The organism is Ornithinimicrobium carbonis (assembly GCF_050703245.1).
Taxonomy (GTDB): domain Bacteria; phylum Actinomycetota; class Actinomycetes; order Actinomycetales; family Dermatophilaceae; genus Ornithinicoccus.
In genome coordinates this window covers 2,408,031-2,424,785 of sequence record NZ_CP192647.1, presented here as the reverse complement: position 1 = coordinate 2,424,785, position 16,755 = coordinate 2,408,031, and the positions used below count along the sequence as shown (strand labels likewise).

General features: G+C 68.9%; 11 protein-coding genes, 2 rRNA genes and 1 pseudogene. 13 read left to right on the top strand and 1 reads right to left on the bottom strand.

All coding sequences use genetic code 11. From position 1 onward, the window contains the following. Positions 1-47 precede the first annotated feature (47 nt). Genes rpmI through ACQ95T_RS12075 form a run of 3 tightly spaced genes read left to right on the top strand, consistent with a single transcriptional unit; the run spans position 48 to position 1,514 of the window. Positions 48-242, top strand: coding sequence for a 50S ribosomal protein L35 (gene rpmI, locus ACQ95T_RS12085; RefSeq protein ID WP_425944214.1), 195 nt, complete (start codon positions 48-50; stop codon positions 240-242). A 43-nt stretch (positions 243-285) separates the two neighbouring features. Next, entirely contained in the window at positions 286-672 is a 387-nt protein-coding gene (gene rplT / locus ACQ95T_RS12080; protein WP_425944212.1) for a 50S ribosomal protein L20, read from the top strand. Between the two features lie 29 nt (positions 673-701). Further along, positions 702-1,514 carry a TrmH family RNA methyltransferase gene (locus ACQ95T_RS12075; protein WP_425944210.1) on the top strand — a complete coding sequence of 271 codons (813 nt, stop codon included), beginning with the start codon at positions 702-704 and terminating at the stop codon, positions 1,512-1,514. 22 nt (positions 1,515-1,536) lie between these two features. On the opposite strand, the gene ACQ95T_RS12070 is transcribed toward ACQ95T_RS12075, so the two are convergent. Beyond that, the gene (locus ACQ95T_RS12070) at positions 1,537-2,403 is read right to left on the bottom strand and encodes a DUF368 domain-containing protein (RefSeq protein WP_425944208.1); all 867 of its coding nucleotides are present in this window, start codon (positions 2,401-2,403) and stop codon (positions 1,537-1,539) included. A 56-nt stretch (positions 2,404-2,459) separates the two neighbouring features. Here ACQ95T_RS12070 and pheS point away from each other — a divergent pair, with 56 nt between their 5' ends. The 10 genes and pseudogenes from pheS to ACQ95T_RS12020 all read left to right on the top strand — a co-directional run bounded on the left by pheS (position 2,460) and on the right by ACQ95T_RS12020 (position 16,672). Then, a complete protein-coding gene (gene pheS / locus ACQ95T_RS12065) occupies positions 2,460-3,554 on the top strand; it encodes a phenylalanine--tRNA ligase subunit alpha (RefSeq protein WP_425944206.1) in 1,095 nt (364 codons plus the stop codon). Then, positions 3,554-6,163, top strand: a complete 2,610-nt coding sequence (locus ACQ95T_RS12060; protein ID WP_425944204.1) for a phenylalanine--tRNA ligase subunit beta — start codon at positions 3,554-3,556, stop codon at positions 6,161-6,163. The genes pheS and ACQ95T_RS12060 overlap by 1 nt, the downstream gene beginning before the upstream one ends. A 27-nt stretch (positions 6,164-6,190) precedes the next feature. Beyond that, entirely contained in the window at positions 6,191-6,976 is a 786-nt protein-coding gene (locus tag ACQ95T_RS12055) for an SDR family NAD(P)-dependent oxidoreductase (RefSeq protein ID WP_425944202.1), read from the top strand. Positions 6,977-7,057: 81 nt separating this feature from the next. Next, a pseudogene (locus tag ACQ95T_RS12050) lies at positions 7,058-7,225 on the top strand (hypothetical protein); the annotation flags it as partial. A 107-nt stretch (positions 7,226-7,332) separates the two neighbouring features. Beyond that, a complete protein-coding gene (locus ACQ95T_RS12045; RefSeq protein WP_431473828.1) occupies positions 7,333-7,593 on the top strand; it encodes a hypothetical protein in 261 nt (86 codons plus the stop codon). 55 nt (positions 7,594-7,648) lie between these two features. Then, positions 7,649-9,070 carry an argininosuccinate lyase gene (gene argH / locus ACQ95T_RS12040; protein WP_425944200.1) on the top strand — a complete coding sequence of 474 codons (1,422 nt, stop codon included), beginning with the start codon at positions 7,649-7,651 and terminating at the stop codon, positions 9,068-9,070. Positions 9,071-9,116: 46 nt separating this feature from the next. Further along, complete coding sequence (locus ACQ95T_RS12035; protein ID WP_425944310.1) at positions 9,117-9,770, top strand: DNA-3-methyladenine glycosylase; 654 nt, start codon at positions 9,117-9,119, stop codon at positions 9,768-9,770. Positions 9,771-9,848: 78 nt separating this feature from the next. Continuing rightward, a complete protein-coding gene (tyrS, locus tag ACQ95T_RS12030; RefSeq protein ID WP_425944198.1) occupies positions 9,849-11,192 on the top strand; it encodes a tyrosine--tRNA ligase in 1,344 nt (447 codons plus the stop codon). A gap of 362 nt (positions 11,193-11,554) precedes the next feature. Then, positions 11,555-13,077: ribosomal RNA gene (locus ACQ95T_RS12025) — 16S ribosomal RNA — on the top strand. 456 nt (positions 13,078-13,533) lie between these two features. Further along, positions 13,534-16,672, top strand: a 23S ribosomal RNA gene (locus ACQ95T_RS12020). Together the 16S and 23S rRNA genes form the textbook arrangement of a ribosomal RNA operon. Positions 16,673-16,755: the final 83 nt, after the last annotated feature.

The window sequence follows — 16,755 nt, the reverse complement described above, 5'->3', positions numbered from 1 at the left end:
ACGCCCGCGGCAGCCCGCGGGGAACCACGCACGAAGGAGATCGGCCCATGCCGAAGATGAAGACCCACAGCGGCGCCAAGAAGCGCTTCCGGGTGACCGGGACGGGCAAGGTCATGCACCAGCGGGCCCGCCACGTCCACAAGTTCCAGGAGCGCAGCTCCTCGGCCGCCCGTCGTCTCGTGAACGACAAGCTGGTCGCCCCGTCCGACGTCCGCAAGGTGAAGAAGATGCTCGGCCTCTGAGCCGCAGCACCTTCCCACCCCAGCACTAGCAAGGAGACATCACGTGGCACGCGTGAAGCGGGCTGTCAACGCCCACAAGAAGCGTCGGGTCGTCCTGGAGCGCGCCAGCGGCTACCGCGGCCAGCGCAGCAGGCTCTACCGCAAGGCCAAGGAGCAGGTCACCCACTCCCTGGTCTACTCGTACAACGACCGCCGCAAGCGCAAGGGCGACTTCCGTCGCCTGTGGATCCAGCGGATCAACGCCGGCGCCCGCGCGAACGGCATGACCTACAACCGGTTCATCCAGGGCCTGAAGGCCGCCGGGATCGAGGTCGACCGCCGCATGCTGGCCGAGCTGGCCGTGCACGACGAGGCCGCCTTCGTGGCGCTCGTCGACCTGGCCCGGGCCAACGTCCCCGCCGAGGGCGAGAAGGCCACCTCGGCCGCCTGAGCGTCGACGCACCCGACCGCCCCAGCCCCGTGACCGAGCCGCCGCCGCTGCGCACCCCGCGCAGCGAGCGCGTCAGGCAGGTCGCGGCGCTGGGGCGTCGTGCTGCCCGGGACCGGCAGGGCCGTTTCCTCGTCGAGGGACCCCAGGCGGTCCGGGAGCTGGTCGGGTATGCCGCGTCGGCGGCGGAGGCCCTGTACGTCACCCCGGCGGCGCTGGAGCGGCACGGCCCGCTGGTCGAGGAGGCCAGGGCCCTCGGCGTGCGCGTGCAGGAGTGCACCGAGGAGGTGCTCCGGGTGATGGCGGGCACCGAGCACCCGCAGGGGCTGCTCGCGGTCGCGGGGCGGGTGGACGTCCCCCTCGACCGGGCGCTGGACGCCGTCGGGACGACCGGGTTCGTCGTCGTCCTGGCCCACGTGCGCGACCCCGGCAACGCGGGGACGGTGCTGCGGGCGGCGGACGCGTTCGGGGCCTCGGCCGTGCTCGTCAGCGCGGCCTCCGTCGACGTCTACAACCCCAAGGTGGTGCGCTCGACGGTCGGCTCGCTGTTCCACCTGCCCGTGAGCGTGGGGACGCCCGTGGGCGAGCTGCTGGAGGCCTGCCGGGCCAGGGGGATCCGGCTGCTCGCGGCCGACGGGTCGGGCCCGACGCCGCTGCCGGACGTGGACCTCACCGGCCCGCACGCGTGGGTGATGGGCAACGAGGCCTGGGGCCTGCCGCCCGAGGTGCTCGACGGGTGCGACGACGTGGTGTCCGTGCCGATCCGACGGGCGGAGTCCCTCAACCTGGCGATGGCGGCGACGGTCTGCCTGCACGCCTCGTCGGCGCGGACCCACGCCGGCTGACCAGCGCGGGCGGGTCCCCGACCTACTCCCGACGGCGTCCGAGGACGGCCAGGACCATGACCACGAGGGCCCCCACGACCGCCAGGGTGACGGTGAGGCCGACCTGCCCGTCGGGGGGGAGGGGGGTGCGGTCCTCCTCCTGCCAGGGCCACAGCGCCCGCAGCGCTCCGACGATCACGCCCGTGAGCACGACGAGCGTCGTCGCGTGGTGGTGCTCCAGGAGCCGCTGCAGCAGGCGGAGGAACGACGCCAGGCCCACGGCCGCCCCGGCCCCGAAGACCAGCAGGTACCCCCAGTCCCGGTCGTTGAGGGCGGCCAGCGTGGGTTGGTAGAGACCGAGCGTCAGCAGCAGGAAGGAGCCCGACAGCCCGGGGAGCGCGAGCGCGCAGACGGCGACCGCGGCGGCGGCGAAGATCACGGCCGGGTGGGCCGGCAGCTCCTGGGGCGGCAGCCCCACGAGGACGGCCGCCACCACGGCGGCCAGCACGGCGAGCCCCACCCTGGGGGCCGTCCACGCCCGGCCGACCATCGTGGCCGGCACGAGCACCGCGGCGGCGCTCATCCCCAGGAACAGCCCGAGCGTGGGCACCGGGTGCCGCTCGGCGACGGGGGCGACGAGCGCGGCCGTGAGCAGCGCGGCGGGGACCATGCCGAGGATCACCGGGAGCACGACGTCCCAGCGCACCCGGGCCAGCTCGGCCCGGGCGGCGGCCCGGTCCGTGAGCAGCAGACGCAGCCCGCCCACGAAGTGCCCGGCCGAGGTGACGAGCCGTTCGTAGACGCCGACGATGAGCATGACGGTGCCTCCGCTGATCCCCGGCACCACCTCGGCGGCGCCGATGAGCGTGCCGCGGGCGGCGTGCAGGAGCGAGGTCGTCACGGGGGGCATGGCGGAAGCCTAGGTGCTCGTCCGGGTCCGTCCCGCCGCCGCCTACACTTGCGCAGGTGTCCGGACCCAACACCAGCTACGACCCCGTCGAGGTCGCCGCGCTCGCCCCGGAGGCGGTCGAGCAGGCCGTCGCCGACGCCCTCGCCGCGATCGCGGCCGCCGACTCCCTGGAGGCGCTCAAGGCAGCGCGGCTCGCGCACGCCGGTGAGCGCTCTCCGCTGGCCCTGGCCAACCGGGAGATCGGGGCCCTGCCCCCCAGCGCGAAGGCGGACGCGGGCAAGCGGGTGGGCCAGGCCCGCGGCCGGGTCGGCGCCGCGCTGACGGCGCGGCAGGCCCAGCTCGAGGCCGAGCGCGACGAGCGGATCCTCGTCGAGGAGGCCGTCGACCTCACGGCGGTGCCCGCCCGCCGGCCGCTGGGTCGCCGGCACGTCCTCACCGTCACCGCCGAGCGGATGGCCGATGCCATGGTCGGTATGGGGTGGGAGATCGCCGAGGGCCCGCAGGTCGAGGCGGAGTGGTTCAACTTCGACGCGCTCAACTTCGACAAGGACCACCCCGCGCGGCAGATGCAGGACACCTTCTTCGTCGACCCGGCCGAGGCGGGGCTGGTGCTGCGGACCCACACCTCGCCGGTGCAGGCCCGGTCCCTCCTCGAGCGCGGTGTGCCGCTCTACGTCGCGGTCCCGGGCAAGACCTTCCGCACGGACGAGCTGGACGCCACACACACGCCGGTCTTCCACCAGCTGGAGGGCCTGGCGGTCGACGAGGGGCTGACGATGGCGCACCTGAAGGGCACCCTGGACCGCCTCGCCGAGGCGATGTTCGGGCCCGGGATCGTCTCGCGGCTGCGCCCCGCCTTCTTCCCGTTCACCGAGCCCAGCGCGGAGATGGACTTCCGCTGCTTCGTCTGCCGGGGGGAGGACGCCGGGTGCCGGACCTGCGGCGGCACGGGCTGGATCGAGTGGGGCGGCTGCGGCATGGTCAACCACAACGTCCTGCGGGCGTGCGGCGTGGACCCGCAGCGATACCAGGGCTTCGCCTTCGGCATGGGGGTGGAGCGCACGGCGATGTTCCGGCACGGCGTCACCGACATGCGGGAACTGATCGAGGGAGACGTGCGCTTCAACGCGCAGTTCGGGATGGAGATCTGATGCGGGTTCCGGTCGACTGGCTGGGCGAGTACGTCGAGCTGCCGCAGGGCGTGACCGGTGCGCAGATCGCCGCCGACCTCGTGGCCGTGGGGCTGGAGGAGGAGGGCCTGCACACCAGCGGGGTGGGCGGCCCCCTCGTCGTCGGGAGGGTGCTCGAGAAGCACCCCGAGCCGCAGAAGAACGGCAGGACGATCAACTGGTGCCAGGTCGACGTTGGGGACGCCAACGGCAGCGGCGAGCCGCAGGGGATCGTCTGCGGTGCGCACAACTTCGAGCCCGGCGACCTCGTCGCGGTGATCCTGCCCGGTGGTGTCCTCCCAACGCCCCAGGGTCCGCAGACCATCGCCGCGCGCAAGACCTACGGCCACGTCTCGGCCGGCATGATCTGCTCGGTCCGCGAGCTGGGGATCGGGGACGACCACGACGGGATCATCGTGCTGCCACGCCTCCTGGGGCAGGACCGGGTCGATGAGCTGGGCCTGGCGCCGGGCGACGACCTGGTGGGCGTCCTCGGCCTGGACCGCGAGGTCGTCGAGGTCAACGTCACGCCCGACCGCGGCTACTGCTTCTCCGTCCGCGGCGTCGCCCGGGAGTACTCCCACTCCACGGGGGCCGCCTTCGTCGACCCCGCGGACCTGCCCGTCGACCCGGCCACCGACGCGGGGTATGCCGTGGAGCTGGCCGACCAGGACCCGCTGGACGGGGTGCCCGGCTGCGACCGGTACGTGGCCCGGACCGTGCGCGGCATCGACCTGACCCGGCAGACCCCGGAGTGGATGGCCCGCCGCCTCACCGAGGCCGGGATGCGCCCGATCGGCCTGGCCGTGGACGTGACCAACTACGTGATGCTGGCGCTGGGGCAGCCGCTGCACGCCTTCGACCTGCAGACGCTCGACAGCCCGATCCTGGTCCGCCGGGCGCGGGCGGGGGAGCGGCTGCGGACCCTCGACGACGTCGACCGGCCCCTGGACCCCGAGGACCTGCTGATCACCTGCGGGTCGGACGGGGAGCGGATCCTGGCCCTCGCGGGCGTGATGGGCGGAGAGGACGGCGAGATCACCCCCGGCACGACCACCGACGTGCTCATCGAGTCCGCCCACTTCGACTCCCGGACCGTCGCCCGCAGCTCGCGCCGCCACCGGCTGTCGAGCGAGGCGGCCAAGCGCTTCGAGCGGGGGGTGGACCCGGCGGTCGCCGACGCCGCCGCCCAGCTGGCCGTCGACCTCCTGGTCGAGCACGGAGGCGGGTCCGCCGACCCGGCGATCACCGACCGGGACCTCCGTGCCGGGGGACCGGCCGTCATCCCCCTCGACCTCGGCCTGCCCTCGCGCTACGTGGGTGTGGACTACCCCGAGGAGCGCGTGCGCGAGATCCTGGGGATGATCGGCTGCCGGCTCGAGGACGCGCCGGCAGAGGCGTCCGACGACCGCGGTGCCCCCGGGTCCCCGGAGACGTCCGCGACCCCGTCCGCCGCCCGGGTGCTCGTCACCCCGCCCAGCTGGCGGCCGGACCTGACCGACGCCCCGACGCTCGTCGAGGAGGTCGCCCGGATCGACGGGTACGACCGGATCCCCTCGGTCGTCCCCCGGGCCGTCGGTGGCCGCGGGCTCACGCACGGCCAGCGGTCCCGCCGGACCGTGGCGGCCGCCCTGGCGGGCCAGGGACTTCACGAGGTGCTCACCTACCCCTTCGTGGGCGAGCAGCGCCTCGACGAGCTGGCGCTGACGGAGAGCGACCCGCGGCGTCGGGCGCTGAGGCTGGCCAACCCCCTCTCGGACGAGTCGCCCCTGATGCGGACCGAGCTCCTGCAGACGCTCCCGGACATCCTGCGCCGCAACCTCTCCCGCGGCGCGAAGGACGTGGCGCTCTTCGAGATCGACACGGTGACCCTGCCGGACGGCGCGGCCGCGGCACCGGTCCCCGGTGTCGGCGTTCGACCGGATGACGGTGTGCTGCAGCAGATCCGGGCCGCCGTGCCCACTCAGCCCTGGCACGTGGCGCTCATCGCCTCAGGGCAGGCCGAGCGCTCCGGGTGGTGGGGGGCGGGCCGTCCGCTCGACGTCACCGACGTGGTCGCCTGGGCCCACACGGTCTGCGACGCTCTCGGTGTGCCGGTGGTGCGACGCCCTGCCGGACGGCCTCCCTTCCATCCGGGACGGTGTGTCGAGCTGGCCCTCCAGGACGGAACCACGGTCGGGTGGGCGGGGGAGCTGCACCCCCAGGTGCTCCAGCGGCTGGGGCTCCCACCGAGGACGGCCGCGGCGGAGCTGGACCTGGACGTGCTCGTCACGGCCAGCGACCACCGCACCCAGGTGCGTCCGCTGTCCACCCAGCCGATGGCGTCCTCCGACGTGGCGCTCGTCGTCGGCCGCGCCGCGCGCTACGCGGACGTGGCCGGGTCGCTCCGGCTCGGGGCGGGCCCGCTGCTGGAGTCGCTCGAGCTCTTCGACGTCTACGTCGGCGACCAGATCGGGCCGGACCAGCACTCCCTGGCCTTCCGGATGCACTTCCGCGCCCCGGACCGGACCCTGACCACCGAGGAGGTCAACGCGGCGCGCGACGCCGCCGTGGCCCGCGCCGCCGAGGACCACGGCGCCGTCCAGCGCTGACCGGCGGGGCGTGGCACCCTGGGCACCATGGACGCCGACGCAGCCACCGACCGGACCGCCCTCGTCACCGGTGCCTCGCGCGGCATCGGGGCCCACGTCGTCGACGCCCTGCTCGGGGCCGGGTGGACGGTCGTGGGCCTGTCCCGCTCGGGCACGGTCGCCCCGGGGGCCGAGGGGCTGGCGTGCGACGTCACGGACGCCCGGGCCGTGGAGGCGGCCGTCGCGCAGGTCCTCGACCGGCACGGGCGGATCGACCTGCTCGTCAACAACGCCGGTCTGATCGAGACCGAGCAGCCGCTCTGGGACGCCGACGTGGACGAGTGGTGGCAGGTCATGGTGACCAACGTCAAGGGCCCCTTCCTGCTCATGCGCGCCGTCGTGCCGCACATGCTGGCGGCCGGCGGCGGTCGGGTCATCAACCTCAACTCCGGGTCCGGCACGCGGGAGAGCGACGTGCTCACGGCCTACCACGCCTCCAAGTCCGCCCTCGCCCGGCTCACGGGCGGGGTCGCCATGGCCGGCGCCGAGCACGGGGTGCTCGCCTTCGACCTGGCCCCCGGCGTGATCGAGTCCGACATGACGCACTCGATGCAGATGCACCGGGACCGCACCGAGTGGACCGACCCCGACGACGTCACGGCGCTGGTCCTGGCCCTGGCCGGCGGCGAGCTGGACGGCTTCAGCGGCCGGTTCGTCCGGGCGGGCACCGACGATCTCGACGTCCTGCGGGAACGCTCACGCGCAGGCCTCGGCGAGGGGGAGCGGATGCTCCGTCTGCGGCCCTGGGGCCAGGACGACCCGCTGCGGGGCTGACGTGCACGGCGCGCGCCCGTCGCGAGGGGCACCTCGGGGGCGGGGCGGCGCGTGCACCCGGGCACGACCGCATACTCATGCATGCTCTTGTATAGTCACGCCGTGACCAGCATTCCGATGACGCGGGCGGCGCGGCACCAGCGGATCGCCGACCTGCTCGAGCGCCACGCGGTGGGGTCGCAGGGCCAGCTGCTCGACCTCCTCGCCGAGGACGCCATCCACGTCACCCAGGCGACCCTGTCGCGCGACCTCGTCGACCTGGGGGCGGTCAAGGTGCGCCGGGGACGCCAGCTGGTGTACGCGGTCCCCGTGAGGGCGGGGACACCACGCCACGACCCGCCCAGGACGCGCAGGAGGTGTCCGCCCGGCTGGTGCGGCTCCTGCAGGAGCTGCTGGTCAGCGCCCGTGCCGTCGGCAACCAGGTGGTCCTGCGCACCCCGCCCGGCGCCGCCCAGTTCCTCGCCGCGGCGATCGACCGCAGCGACGACCCGGACGTCCTCGGCACCATCGCGGGGGACGACACCATCCTGGTCATCACGACGGCGCCGGACGGCGGACCGGGAACCGCCGAGCGGCTGCTCTCCATCGCCGACGTCGGGGACCAGGGCCAGGGATGAGCGCCGGGCGCCCCGGTGCGGGGTCGCACCCCCGGCGATGGGGGAGACTGGGCCCATGACGGTAAGCCTGTGGGGAGGCCGCTTCACCGGCGGCCCCAGCGACGCCCTGGCGGCGCTCAGCAAGAGCACGCACTTCGACTGGCGCCTGGCGCCGTACGACCTCGCCGGTTCGCGCGCCCACGCGCGGGTGCTGCACCGGGCCGGTCTGCTCTCGGACGAGCACCTGGCGGCCATGCTCGACGGCCTGCGCCAGCTCGGTGAGGACGTGCGGACCGGGGCCTTCACCCCGGCCCCCGACGACGAGGACGTGCACACCGCCCTGGAGCGTGGGCTGATCGAGCGGGTCGGTCCCGACGTGGGCGGCCGGCTGCGGGCGGGCCGGTCCCGCAACGACCAGGTCGCCACCCAGTTCCGGATGTACCTGCGCGACCAGGCGCGGCTTCTGTCCGGCAAGGTGCTCGACGTCGTGCAGGCCCTCCTGGACCAGGCGGCGGCCCACCCGGCCACGGCGATGCCCGGACGGACGCACCTGCAGCACGCGCAGCCCGTGCTGCTGGCCCACCACCTGCAGGCGCACGCCTGGCCGCTGGTCCGGGACGTCGAGCGCTGGACGGACTGGGACGCCCGGGCCGCGGTGTCCCCCTACGGTTCAGGCGCGCTCGCCGGGTCCTCCCTCGGACTGGACCCGGGGTCGATCGCGCACGACCTCGGGATGGACAGGTCGAGCGAGAACTCCATCGACGGGACCGCCTCCAGGGACTTCGCCGCCGAGTTCTCCTTCGTCGCCGCCATGGTCGCGGTGGACCTGTCCCGCATCGCCGAGGAGGTCATCCTCTGGGCGACGGCCGAGTTCGGTTTCGTCACCCTCGACGACTCCTTCTCCACCGGGTCCAGCATCATGCCCCAGAAGAAGAACCCGGACGTCGCCGAGCTCGCCCGGGGCAAGGCCGGCCGTCTCATCGGGGACCTCGCCGGCCTGATGGCCACCCTCAAGGGACTACCGCTCGCCTACAACCGCGACCTGCAGGAGGACAAGGAGCCGGTGTTCGACGCGATCGACACCCTCGAGGTCCTCCTGCCCGCGGTGGCCGGGATGCTGGCCACCCTGACCTTCCACCGGGAGCGGCTCGAGGAGCTCGCCCCCCGGGGGTTCTCGCTCGCCACCGACGTCGCCGAGTGGCTGGTGCGCCAGGGCGTCCCCTTCCGCGTCGCCCACGAGGTCGCGGGGGAGTGCGTCCGCGTCTGCGAGGGGCGGGGCATCGGTCTGGACGAGCTCACCGACGAGGACCTCGCCGCCATCAGCCCGCACCTCGACCCGCGGGTGCGCGAGGTGCTGACCGTCCACGGTTCGCTGGCCTCGCGCAACGCCCACGGCGGCACCGCGCCGGCCAGGGTCAGCGAGCAGCACGCCCACCTGCTCAAGCAGGTCGCCCGGCACCGTCACTGGGTCCAGGACCTCCCGCGGGTGCGTGACTGAGGGCGCCCGCGACCGGGCCGCGCACGCGCGGCCGGCCGCTCCGGTGATGGTGGAGCCCGACCGCGACTGGTTGGCGCGTCCCGTCCTCGAGGTGGCACCGTCGCTGCTCGGCGCCCATGTCACGGCCGGCGGGGTGACCGTCAGGCTCACCGAGGTGGAGGCCTACGCAGGCACCCGCGACCCGGGTTCGCACGCGTTCCGAGGACCGACGCCGCGGACCGAGGTCATGTTCGGTCCCCCGGGGCACCTCTACGTCTACTTCTCCTACGGGATGCACTGGTGCTGCAACGTGGTCTGCGGCCCGGACGGTGAGGCGAGCGCGGTGCTCCTGCGGGCCGGCGAGGTCGTGCGGGGCATCTCCTCCGCCCGCGGTCGGCGGGACGCGGGCCGCGCCAGGCCGCACCCCGTCCGCGACCTCGCCCGCGGTCCGGCGCGCCTGGCGTCCGCCCTCGGACTGGCCCGGGAGCACGACGGCCTCGACCTCTTCGACGCCTCGAGCCCCGTCCAGCTGCGGATCGCGACCGGAGGGGTAGGCCCCGTGCGGCAGGGACCGCGGGTGGGGGTCTCCGGGGAGGGTGGTGACGCGCGGCTCCACCCGTGGCGCTTCTGGCTCGACGGGGACCCGACGGTGTCGGCCTACCGACCGGGGGCGACCCGGGGACGCGCCCGAGGGACCGGGACCGGACGGTCGCGGACGTAGGCTGGGCGCGCACCGCACCCTGTCCTGGGGCACCGCGACGACCTCCCAGGACCCGCCCCCCCGGAAGGACCAGCGAGCGTGACCAACATCCTCGACGAGCTGCAGTGGCGAGGTCTGGTGGCACAGTCCACCGACGAGGCCTCCCTCCGCGAGGCGCTCGACGACACCCTCACGGTCTACTGCGGGTTCGACCCCACGGCCCCCAGCCTGCACTTCGGCAACCTGGTGCAGCTGATCGTGCTGCGGCACCTGCAGCGCGCGGGGCACCGGGTCCTGTGCCTGGTGGGTGGATCCACCGGACTCATCGGCGACCCGAGGCCCACCTCGGAGCGGGTGCTGAAGACCAAGGAGACGACGGCCCAGTACGTCGAGCGGATCCGGGAGCAGGTGCAGCCCTTCCTGGACTTCGAGGGGGCCAACCCGGCGGTCGTGGTCAACAACCTGGACTGGACCGCGCCGCTGAGCGCGCTCGACTTCCTCCGCGACGTCGGCAAGCACTTCCGCGTCAACCAGATGATCCGCAAGGAGGCGATCGCCGCCCGGCTGGAGAGCCAGGAGGGCATCTCCTACACGGAGTTCAGCTACCAGCTCCTCCAGGCGCTGGACTTCCTGCACCTCTACCGGGAGCACGGGTGCACCCTGCAGACGGGTGGGCAGGACCAGTGGGGCAACCTGACGGCCGGGGTCGACCTCATCCACCGCGCGGAGGGCGCGACGGCCCACGTGATGACGACGCCGCTCGTCACCGACGAGAACGGGGAGAAGTACGGCAAGTCCGCCGGCAACGCGGTCTGGCTGGCCGCCGACATGACGAGTCCCTACGCGTTCTACCAGTACTGGATCAACGTGGCGGACAGCCAGGTGGGCAAGCTGCTGCGGGTGTTCACCGACCGCGACGAGTCCGGGATCGCCGATCTGGAGTCCGCTGCCGCGGAGCGTCCCCACCTGCGCGAGGCCCAGCGCGCCCTGGCTGCCGACGTCACCACCCTGGTCCACGGGGCGGCGGCGACGGCCCAGGTCGAGGCGGCCAGCCAGGTGCTCTTCGGCAGGGGGGAGCCGTCGGCGCTCGACCCGGACACCGTGCGGGACGCCACCGCCGAGCTGCCGGGGGCCGAGGTGCCCGTCGGGAGCAGCGTCGTGGAGGCGCTGGTGCTGACCGGACTGGCCGACAGCCGGGGAGCGGCGCGCCGGCTCGTGGCCGAGGGAGGGGTGAGCCTGAACAACGCCAAGGTGGCCGACGCAGAGCGCCTCCTGTCCGAGACCGACTTCCTGCACGGCCAGGTGGCGCTGCTGCGTCGCGGACGCAAGAGCCTCGCGGCGGCACGGCGCACCGTCCGCGCCGGCTCGGGGCAGGGCGGCATCACGGCCGAGGAGCTCACAAGCGCGACCGACGGGACCCCGACACCGCCGACAGGGCGCTGACCTGCAGATTTGTGTTCCCCCGAGGAGCGCCCTAAAGTTGTCTCTCGCCGCACCGACAGGGAGGCACGGACACCAGACAGGTGGCCGGTCCCGGGTCGGCATCCTCTCCGACCGCGCGGTCCTCGACCGCGACGCGGACTTGACCGCAGAGCGTCGGAGAGACTAGCCTGAAGAGGTTGCCCCGGATGAGGCTTGCACGGTTGTGTGGGTGTTCTGATGGTGTGTGTCCGATCTTTGAGAACTCAACAGCGTGTCAGTTTATTGATGCCATGTATTTGTTTTGCCACCGCGCTTCTGCCCCCCGGTGGGGTGTGGTGGTTTGTTTGTCAGGAAACTGGGTTCTTTGGTAAGAGTTTTGGTTTTTATCGGAGAGTTTGATCCTGGCTCAGGACGAACGCTGGCGGCGTGCTTAACACATGCAAGTCGAACGATGAAGCGGTGCTTGCACCGTGGATTAGTGGCGAACGGGTGAGTAACACGTGAGTAACCTGCCCTTCACTCTGGGATAACTCCGGGAAACCGGTGCTAATACTGGATATGACTCCAACTCGCATGGGTATGGAGTGGAAAGCTTTTGTGGTGGAGGATGGACTCGCGGCCTATCAGCTTGTTGGTGGGGTAATGGCCTACCAAGGCGACGACGGGTAGCCGGCCTGAGAGGGTGACCGGCCACACTGGGACTGAGACACGGCCCAGACTCCTACGGGAGGCAGCAGTGGGGAATATTGCACAATGGGCGAAAGCCTGATGCAGCGACGCCGCGTGAGGGATGACGGCCTTCGGGTTGTAAACCTCTTTCAGCTCTGACGAAGCTTTATCGTGACGGTAGGAGCAGAAGAAGCACCGGCTAACTACGTGCCAGCAGCCGCGGTAATACGTAGGGTGCGAGCGTTGTCCGGAATTATTGGGCGTAAAGAGCTTGTAGGCGGTTTGTCGCGTCTGCTGTGAAAGCCCGGGGCTTAACCCCGGGTCTGCAGTGGGTACGGGCAGGCTAGAGTGTGGTAGGGGAGACTGGAATTCCTGGTGTAGCGGTGGAATGCGCAGATATCAGGAGGAACACCGATGGCGAAGGCAGGTCTCTGGGCCACTACTGACGCTGAGAAGCGAAAGCGTGGGGAGCGAACAGGATTAGATACCCTGGTAGTCCACGCCGTAAACGTTGGGCGCTAGGTGTGGGTCCCATTCCACGGGGTCCGTGCCGCAGCTAACGCATTAAGCGCCCCGCCTGGGGAGTACGGCCGCAAGGCTAAAACTCAAAGGAATTGACGGGGGCCCGCACAAGCGGCGGAGCATGCGGATTAATTCGATGCAACGCGAAGAACCTTACCAAGGCTTGACATGTACCGGAAACTCTCAGAGATGGGGGCCCCGCAAGGTCGGTACACAGGTGGTGCATGGTTGTCGTCAGCTCGTGTCGTGAGATGTTGGGTTAAGTCCCGCAACGAGCGCAACCCTCGTTCTATGTTGCCAGCACGTGATGGTGGGGACTCATAGGAGACTGCCGGGGTCAACTCGGAGGAAGGTGGGGATGACGTCAAATCATCATGCCCCTTACGTCTTGGGCTTCACGCATGCTACAATGGCCGGTACAGAGGGCTGCGATACCGCGAGGTGGAGCGAATCCCTTAAAGCCGGTCTCAGTTCGGATTGGGGTCTGCAACTCGACCCCATGAAGTCGGAGTCGCTAGTAATCGCAGATCAGCAACGCTGCGGTGAATACGTTCCCGGGCCTTGTACACACCGCCCGTCAAGTCACGAAAGTCGGTAACACCCGAAGCCGGTGGCCCAACCCTTGTGGAGGGAGCCGTCGAAGGTGGGACTGGTGATTGGGACTAAGTCGTAACAAGGTAGCCGTACCGGAAGGTGCGGCTGGATCACCTCCTTTCTAAGGAGCACATCTGGCCCCAGCTGGTCCGTTCCCGTTCGGGGGTGGGCCTGGGGTCTGGTGCCCGTGTCGTGGGCGTTCGTCCCGCGGCGGGTGCTCGGGTGGAACATCGATATTCCGTCGCCTCACCGGCGCTCCTGCTGTCCTGACCTGGTACGGCCCGTCCCCCTTTTCGGGGGGGTGGGTGTGGAACGGTCGGCGCGGGGGTGGTTGGTGCTGGTGCTGACACGTTGTTGGGTCCTGAGGGATCGGGCGGCCCCCGTTGGTGGGGGTCTTCTGGTTGCTCTGGTTCGTCCGGGACCCTGGGTGCTGCCGTACCCGTCCGGTGCCGGTGCGTGCCTCGCGTAGAGCGGGGTGTGGACCGGTGGTGGGTGTGTGGCGGTGGTGTTTGCCTGGGGTTGGCCTGGTCGTGTGTTGAGAACTGTACAGTGGACGCGAGCATCTTTGTGGCTTTTTTGTCAAGTTTACAAGGGCGCACGGTGGATGCCTTGGCACCAGGAACCGAAGAAGGACGTGGGAATCTGCGATAAGCCTCGGGGAGTCGATAACCAGACTTTGATCCGAGGATTTCCGAATGGGGAAACCCGGCTGGACTCATCTCCAGTCACCCGCACCTGAATATATAGGGTGCGTGGAGGGAACGCGGGGAAGTGAAACATCTCAGTACCCGCAGGAAGAGAAAACAACATGTGATTCCGTGAGTAGTGGCGAGCGAAAGCGGACGAGGCCAAACCTCAGCTGTGTGATCACCTGGTAGGGGTTGCAGCTGGGGGGTTGTGGGAGTGTGTGTACCGGTGCTACCACGCCGGTGCGGAGTAAGAAATCGAGTTCATAGGCGAAAGGTCTGGGAAGGCCTGGCACAGACGGTGAGACCCCGGTAGCCGAAATGTTCTCGACTCCGTATCGCACGTCCCAAGTAGTACGGGGCCCGAGAAATCCCGTACGAATCTGGCAGGACCACCTGCCAAGCCTAAATATTCCCTGGTGACCGATAGCGGACAAGTACCGTGAGGGAAAGGTGAAAAGTACCCCGGGAGGGGAGTGAAATAGTTCCTGAAACCGTGTGCCTACAATCCGTCGGAGCCGGCCCGTGGGCTGGTGACGGCGTGCCTTTTGAAGAATGAGCCTGCGAGTTAGTGCTCAGTGGCGAGGTTAACCCGTGCGGGGTAGCCGTAGCGAAAGCGAGTCCGAACAGGGCGAATGAGTCGCTGGGTCTAGACCCGAAGCGGAGTGATCTACCCATGGCCAGGGTGAAGCGCGGGTAAGACCGCGTGGAGGCCCGAACCCACTTAGGTTGAAAACTGAGGGGATGAGCTGTGGGTAGGGGTGAAAGGCCAATCAAACTCCGTGATAGCTGGTTCTCCCCGAAATGCATTTAGGTGCAGCGTCATGTGTTTCTTGCCGGAGGTAGAGCTACTGGATGGCTGATGGGCCCCACCGGGTTACTGACGTCAGCCAAACTCCGAATGCCGGTAAGTAAGAGCATGGCAGTGAGACTGCGGGGGATAAGCTTCGTAGTCGAGAGGGAAACAGCCCAGATCACCAGCTAAGGTCCCTAAGCGTGTGCTAAGTGGGAAAGGATGTGGAGTTGCGAAGACAACCAGGAGGTTGGCTTAGAAGCAGCCACCCTTTAAAGAGTGCGTAATAGCTCACTGGTCAAGTGATTCCGCGCCGACAATGTAGCGGGGCTCAAGCACACCACCGAAGCTGTGGCAACGACACCTTTGCCCGGCCCTCCCCTTCGCGGGTGGGTCCAGGCGTGTCGTTGGGTAGGGGAGCGTCGTGCCGCGGGAGAAGCATCCGAGTGATCGAGATGTGGACGCGGCACGAGTGAGAATGCAGGCATGAGTAGCGAAAGAAGAGTGAGAAACTCTTCCGCCGAATGACCAAGGTTTCCAGGGTCAAGCTAATCTGCCCTGGGTAAGTCGGGACCTAAGGCGAGGCCGACAGGCGTAGTCGATGGACATCCGGTTGATATTCCGGAACCGGCGAAGGACCGCCCAGTACCGAATCATGTGATGCTAAGCGCCTGAAGCCTTCGCAGACCCTGTCCCCTTCGGGGGGTTGGTGAGCGGGGGTGGAACGCGTGGCCCGAGCGTGTAGTAGGTAAGCGATGGAAGGACGCAGGAAGGTAGCCTCCGCGTGGCGATGGTAGTCCACGTCCAAGAGCGCAGGACCGGGGAGAGGTAAGTCCGCCCCATCGGTGTCCGAGGCTTGATGGTGACCGTGTATGCGGGAAGAAGGGTGATCCTATGCTGCCTAGAAAAGTTCCTAGCGAGGTCCGAGCCGCCCGTACCCCAAACCGACCCAGGTGGTCAGGTAGAGAATACCAAGGCGATCGAGTGAATCGTGGTTAAGGAACTCGGCAAAATGCCCCCGTAACTTCGGGAGAAGGGGGGCCCGACGTGTGAGACCCCTTTGCGGGTTGGCACGGAGGGCCGCAGAGACCAGGGAGAAGCGACTGTTTACTAAAAACACAGGTCCGTGCGAAGTCGCAAGACGATGTATACGGACTGACGCCTGCCCGGTGCTGGAACGTTAAGGGGACGGGTCAGCCGCACTTGTGCGGCGAAGCTCTGAACTTAAGCGCCAGTAAACGGCGGTGGTAACTATAACCATCCTAAGGTAGCGAAATTCCTTGTCGGGTAAGTTCCGACCTGCACGAATGGCGTAACGACTTCTCCACTGTCTCAACCACGAACTCGGCGAAATTGCACTACGAGTAAAGATGCTCGTTACGCGCAGCAGGACGGAAAGACCCCGGGACCTTTACTATAGCTTGGTATTGGTGTTCGGTACGGCTTGTGTAGGATAGGTGGGAGACTGTGAAGCGGGCACGCCAGTGTCCTGGAGTCAACGTTGAAATACCACTCTGGTCGTTCTGGATGTCTAACCTCGGTCCGTGATCCGGATCAGGGACAGTGCCTGGTGGGTAGTTTAACTGGGGCGGTTGCCTCCCAAAAGGTAACGGAGGCGCCCAAAGGTTCCCTCAGCCTGGTTGGTAATCAGGTGTCGAGTGTAAGTGCACAAGGGAGCTTGACTGTGAGACAGACATGTCGAGCAGAGACGAAAGTCGGGACTAGTGACCCGACGGTGGCTTGTGGAAGCGCCGTCGCTCAACGGATAAAAGGTACCCCGGGGATAACAGGCTGATCCTGCCCAAGAGCTCATATCGACGGCATGGTTTGGCACCTCGATGTCGGCTCGTCGCATCCTGGGGCTGGAGTCGGTCCCAAGGGTTGGGCTGTTCGCCCATTAAAGCGGTACGCGAGCTGGGTTTAGAACGTCGTGAGACAGTTCGGTCCCTATCCGCTGCGCGCGGAGGAAACTTGAGAAGAGCTGTCCCTAGTACGAGAGGACCGGGATGGACGAACCTCTGGTGTGTCAGTTGTCCTGCCAAGGGCACCGCTGATTAGCTACGTTCGGACGTGATAACCGCTGAAAGCATCTAAGCGGGAAGCACACTTCAAGATGAGGTTTCCATACCCCTTGTGGGTGAGAGGCTCCCAGCTAGAACACTGGGTTGATAGGCCGGACGTGGAAGCACAGCAATGTGTGGAGCTGACCGGTACTAATAAGCCGACAACTTGACTTAAACCCAAGCCCGAAGATGTTACGCGTCCACTGTACGGTTCCCGAGACACGAACCACCACCACCCCCACCACAAAATGTGGGGG

Excerpts from the sequence above, each read along its gene's own strand:
- ACQ95T_RS12070 (WP_425944208.1), bottom strand. The coding sequence starts at position 2,403 with ATGCCCCCCGTGACGACCTCGCTCCTGCACGCCGCCCGCGGCACGCTC.
- ACQ95T_RS12060 (WP_425944204.1), top strand. The coding sequence starts at position 3,554 with ATGCGGGTTCCGGTCGACTGGCTGGGCGAGTACGTCGAGCTGCCGCAG.
- ACQ95T_RS12035 (WP_425944310.1), top strand. The coding sequence starts at position 9,117 with ATGGTGGAGCCCGACCGCGACTGGTTGGCGCGTCCCGTCCTCGAGGTG.
- ACQ95T_RS12055 (WP_425944202.1), top strand. The coding sequence starts at position 6,191 with ATGGACGCCGACGCAGCCACCGACCGGACCGCCCTCGTCACCGGTGCC.
- rpmI (WP_425944214.1), top strand. The coding sequence starts at position 48 with ATGCCGAAGATGAAGACCCACAGCGGCGCCAAGAAGCGCTTCCGGGTG.
- argH (WP_425944200.1), top strand. The coding sequence starts at position 7,649 with ATGACGGTAAGCCTGTGGGGAGGCCGCTTCACCGGCGGCCCCAGCGAC.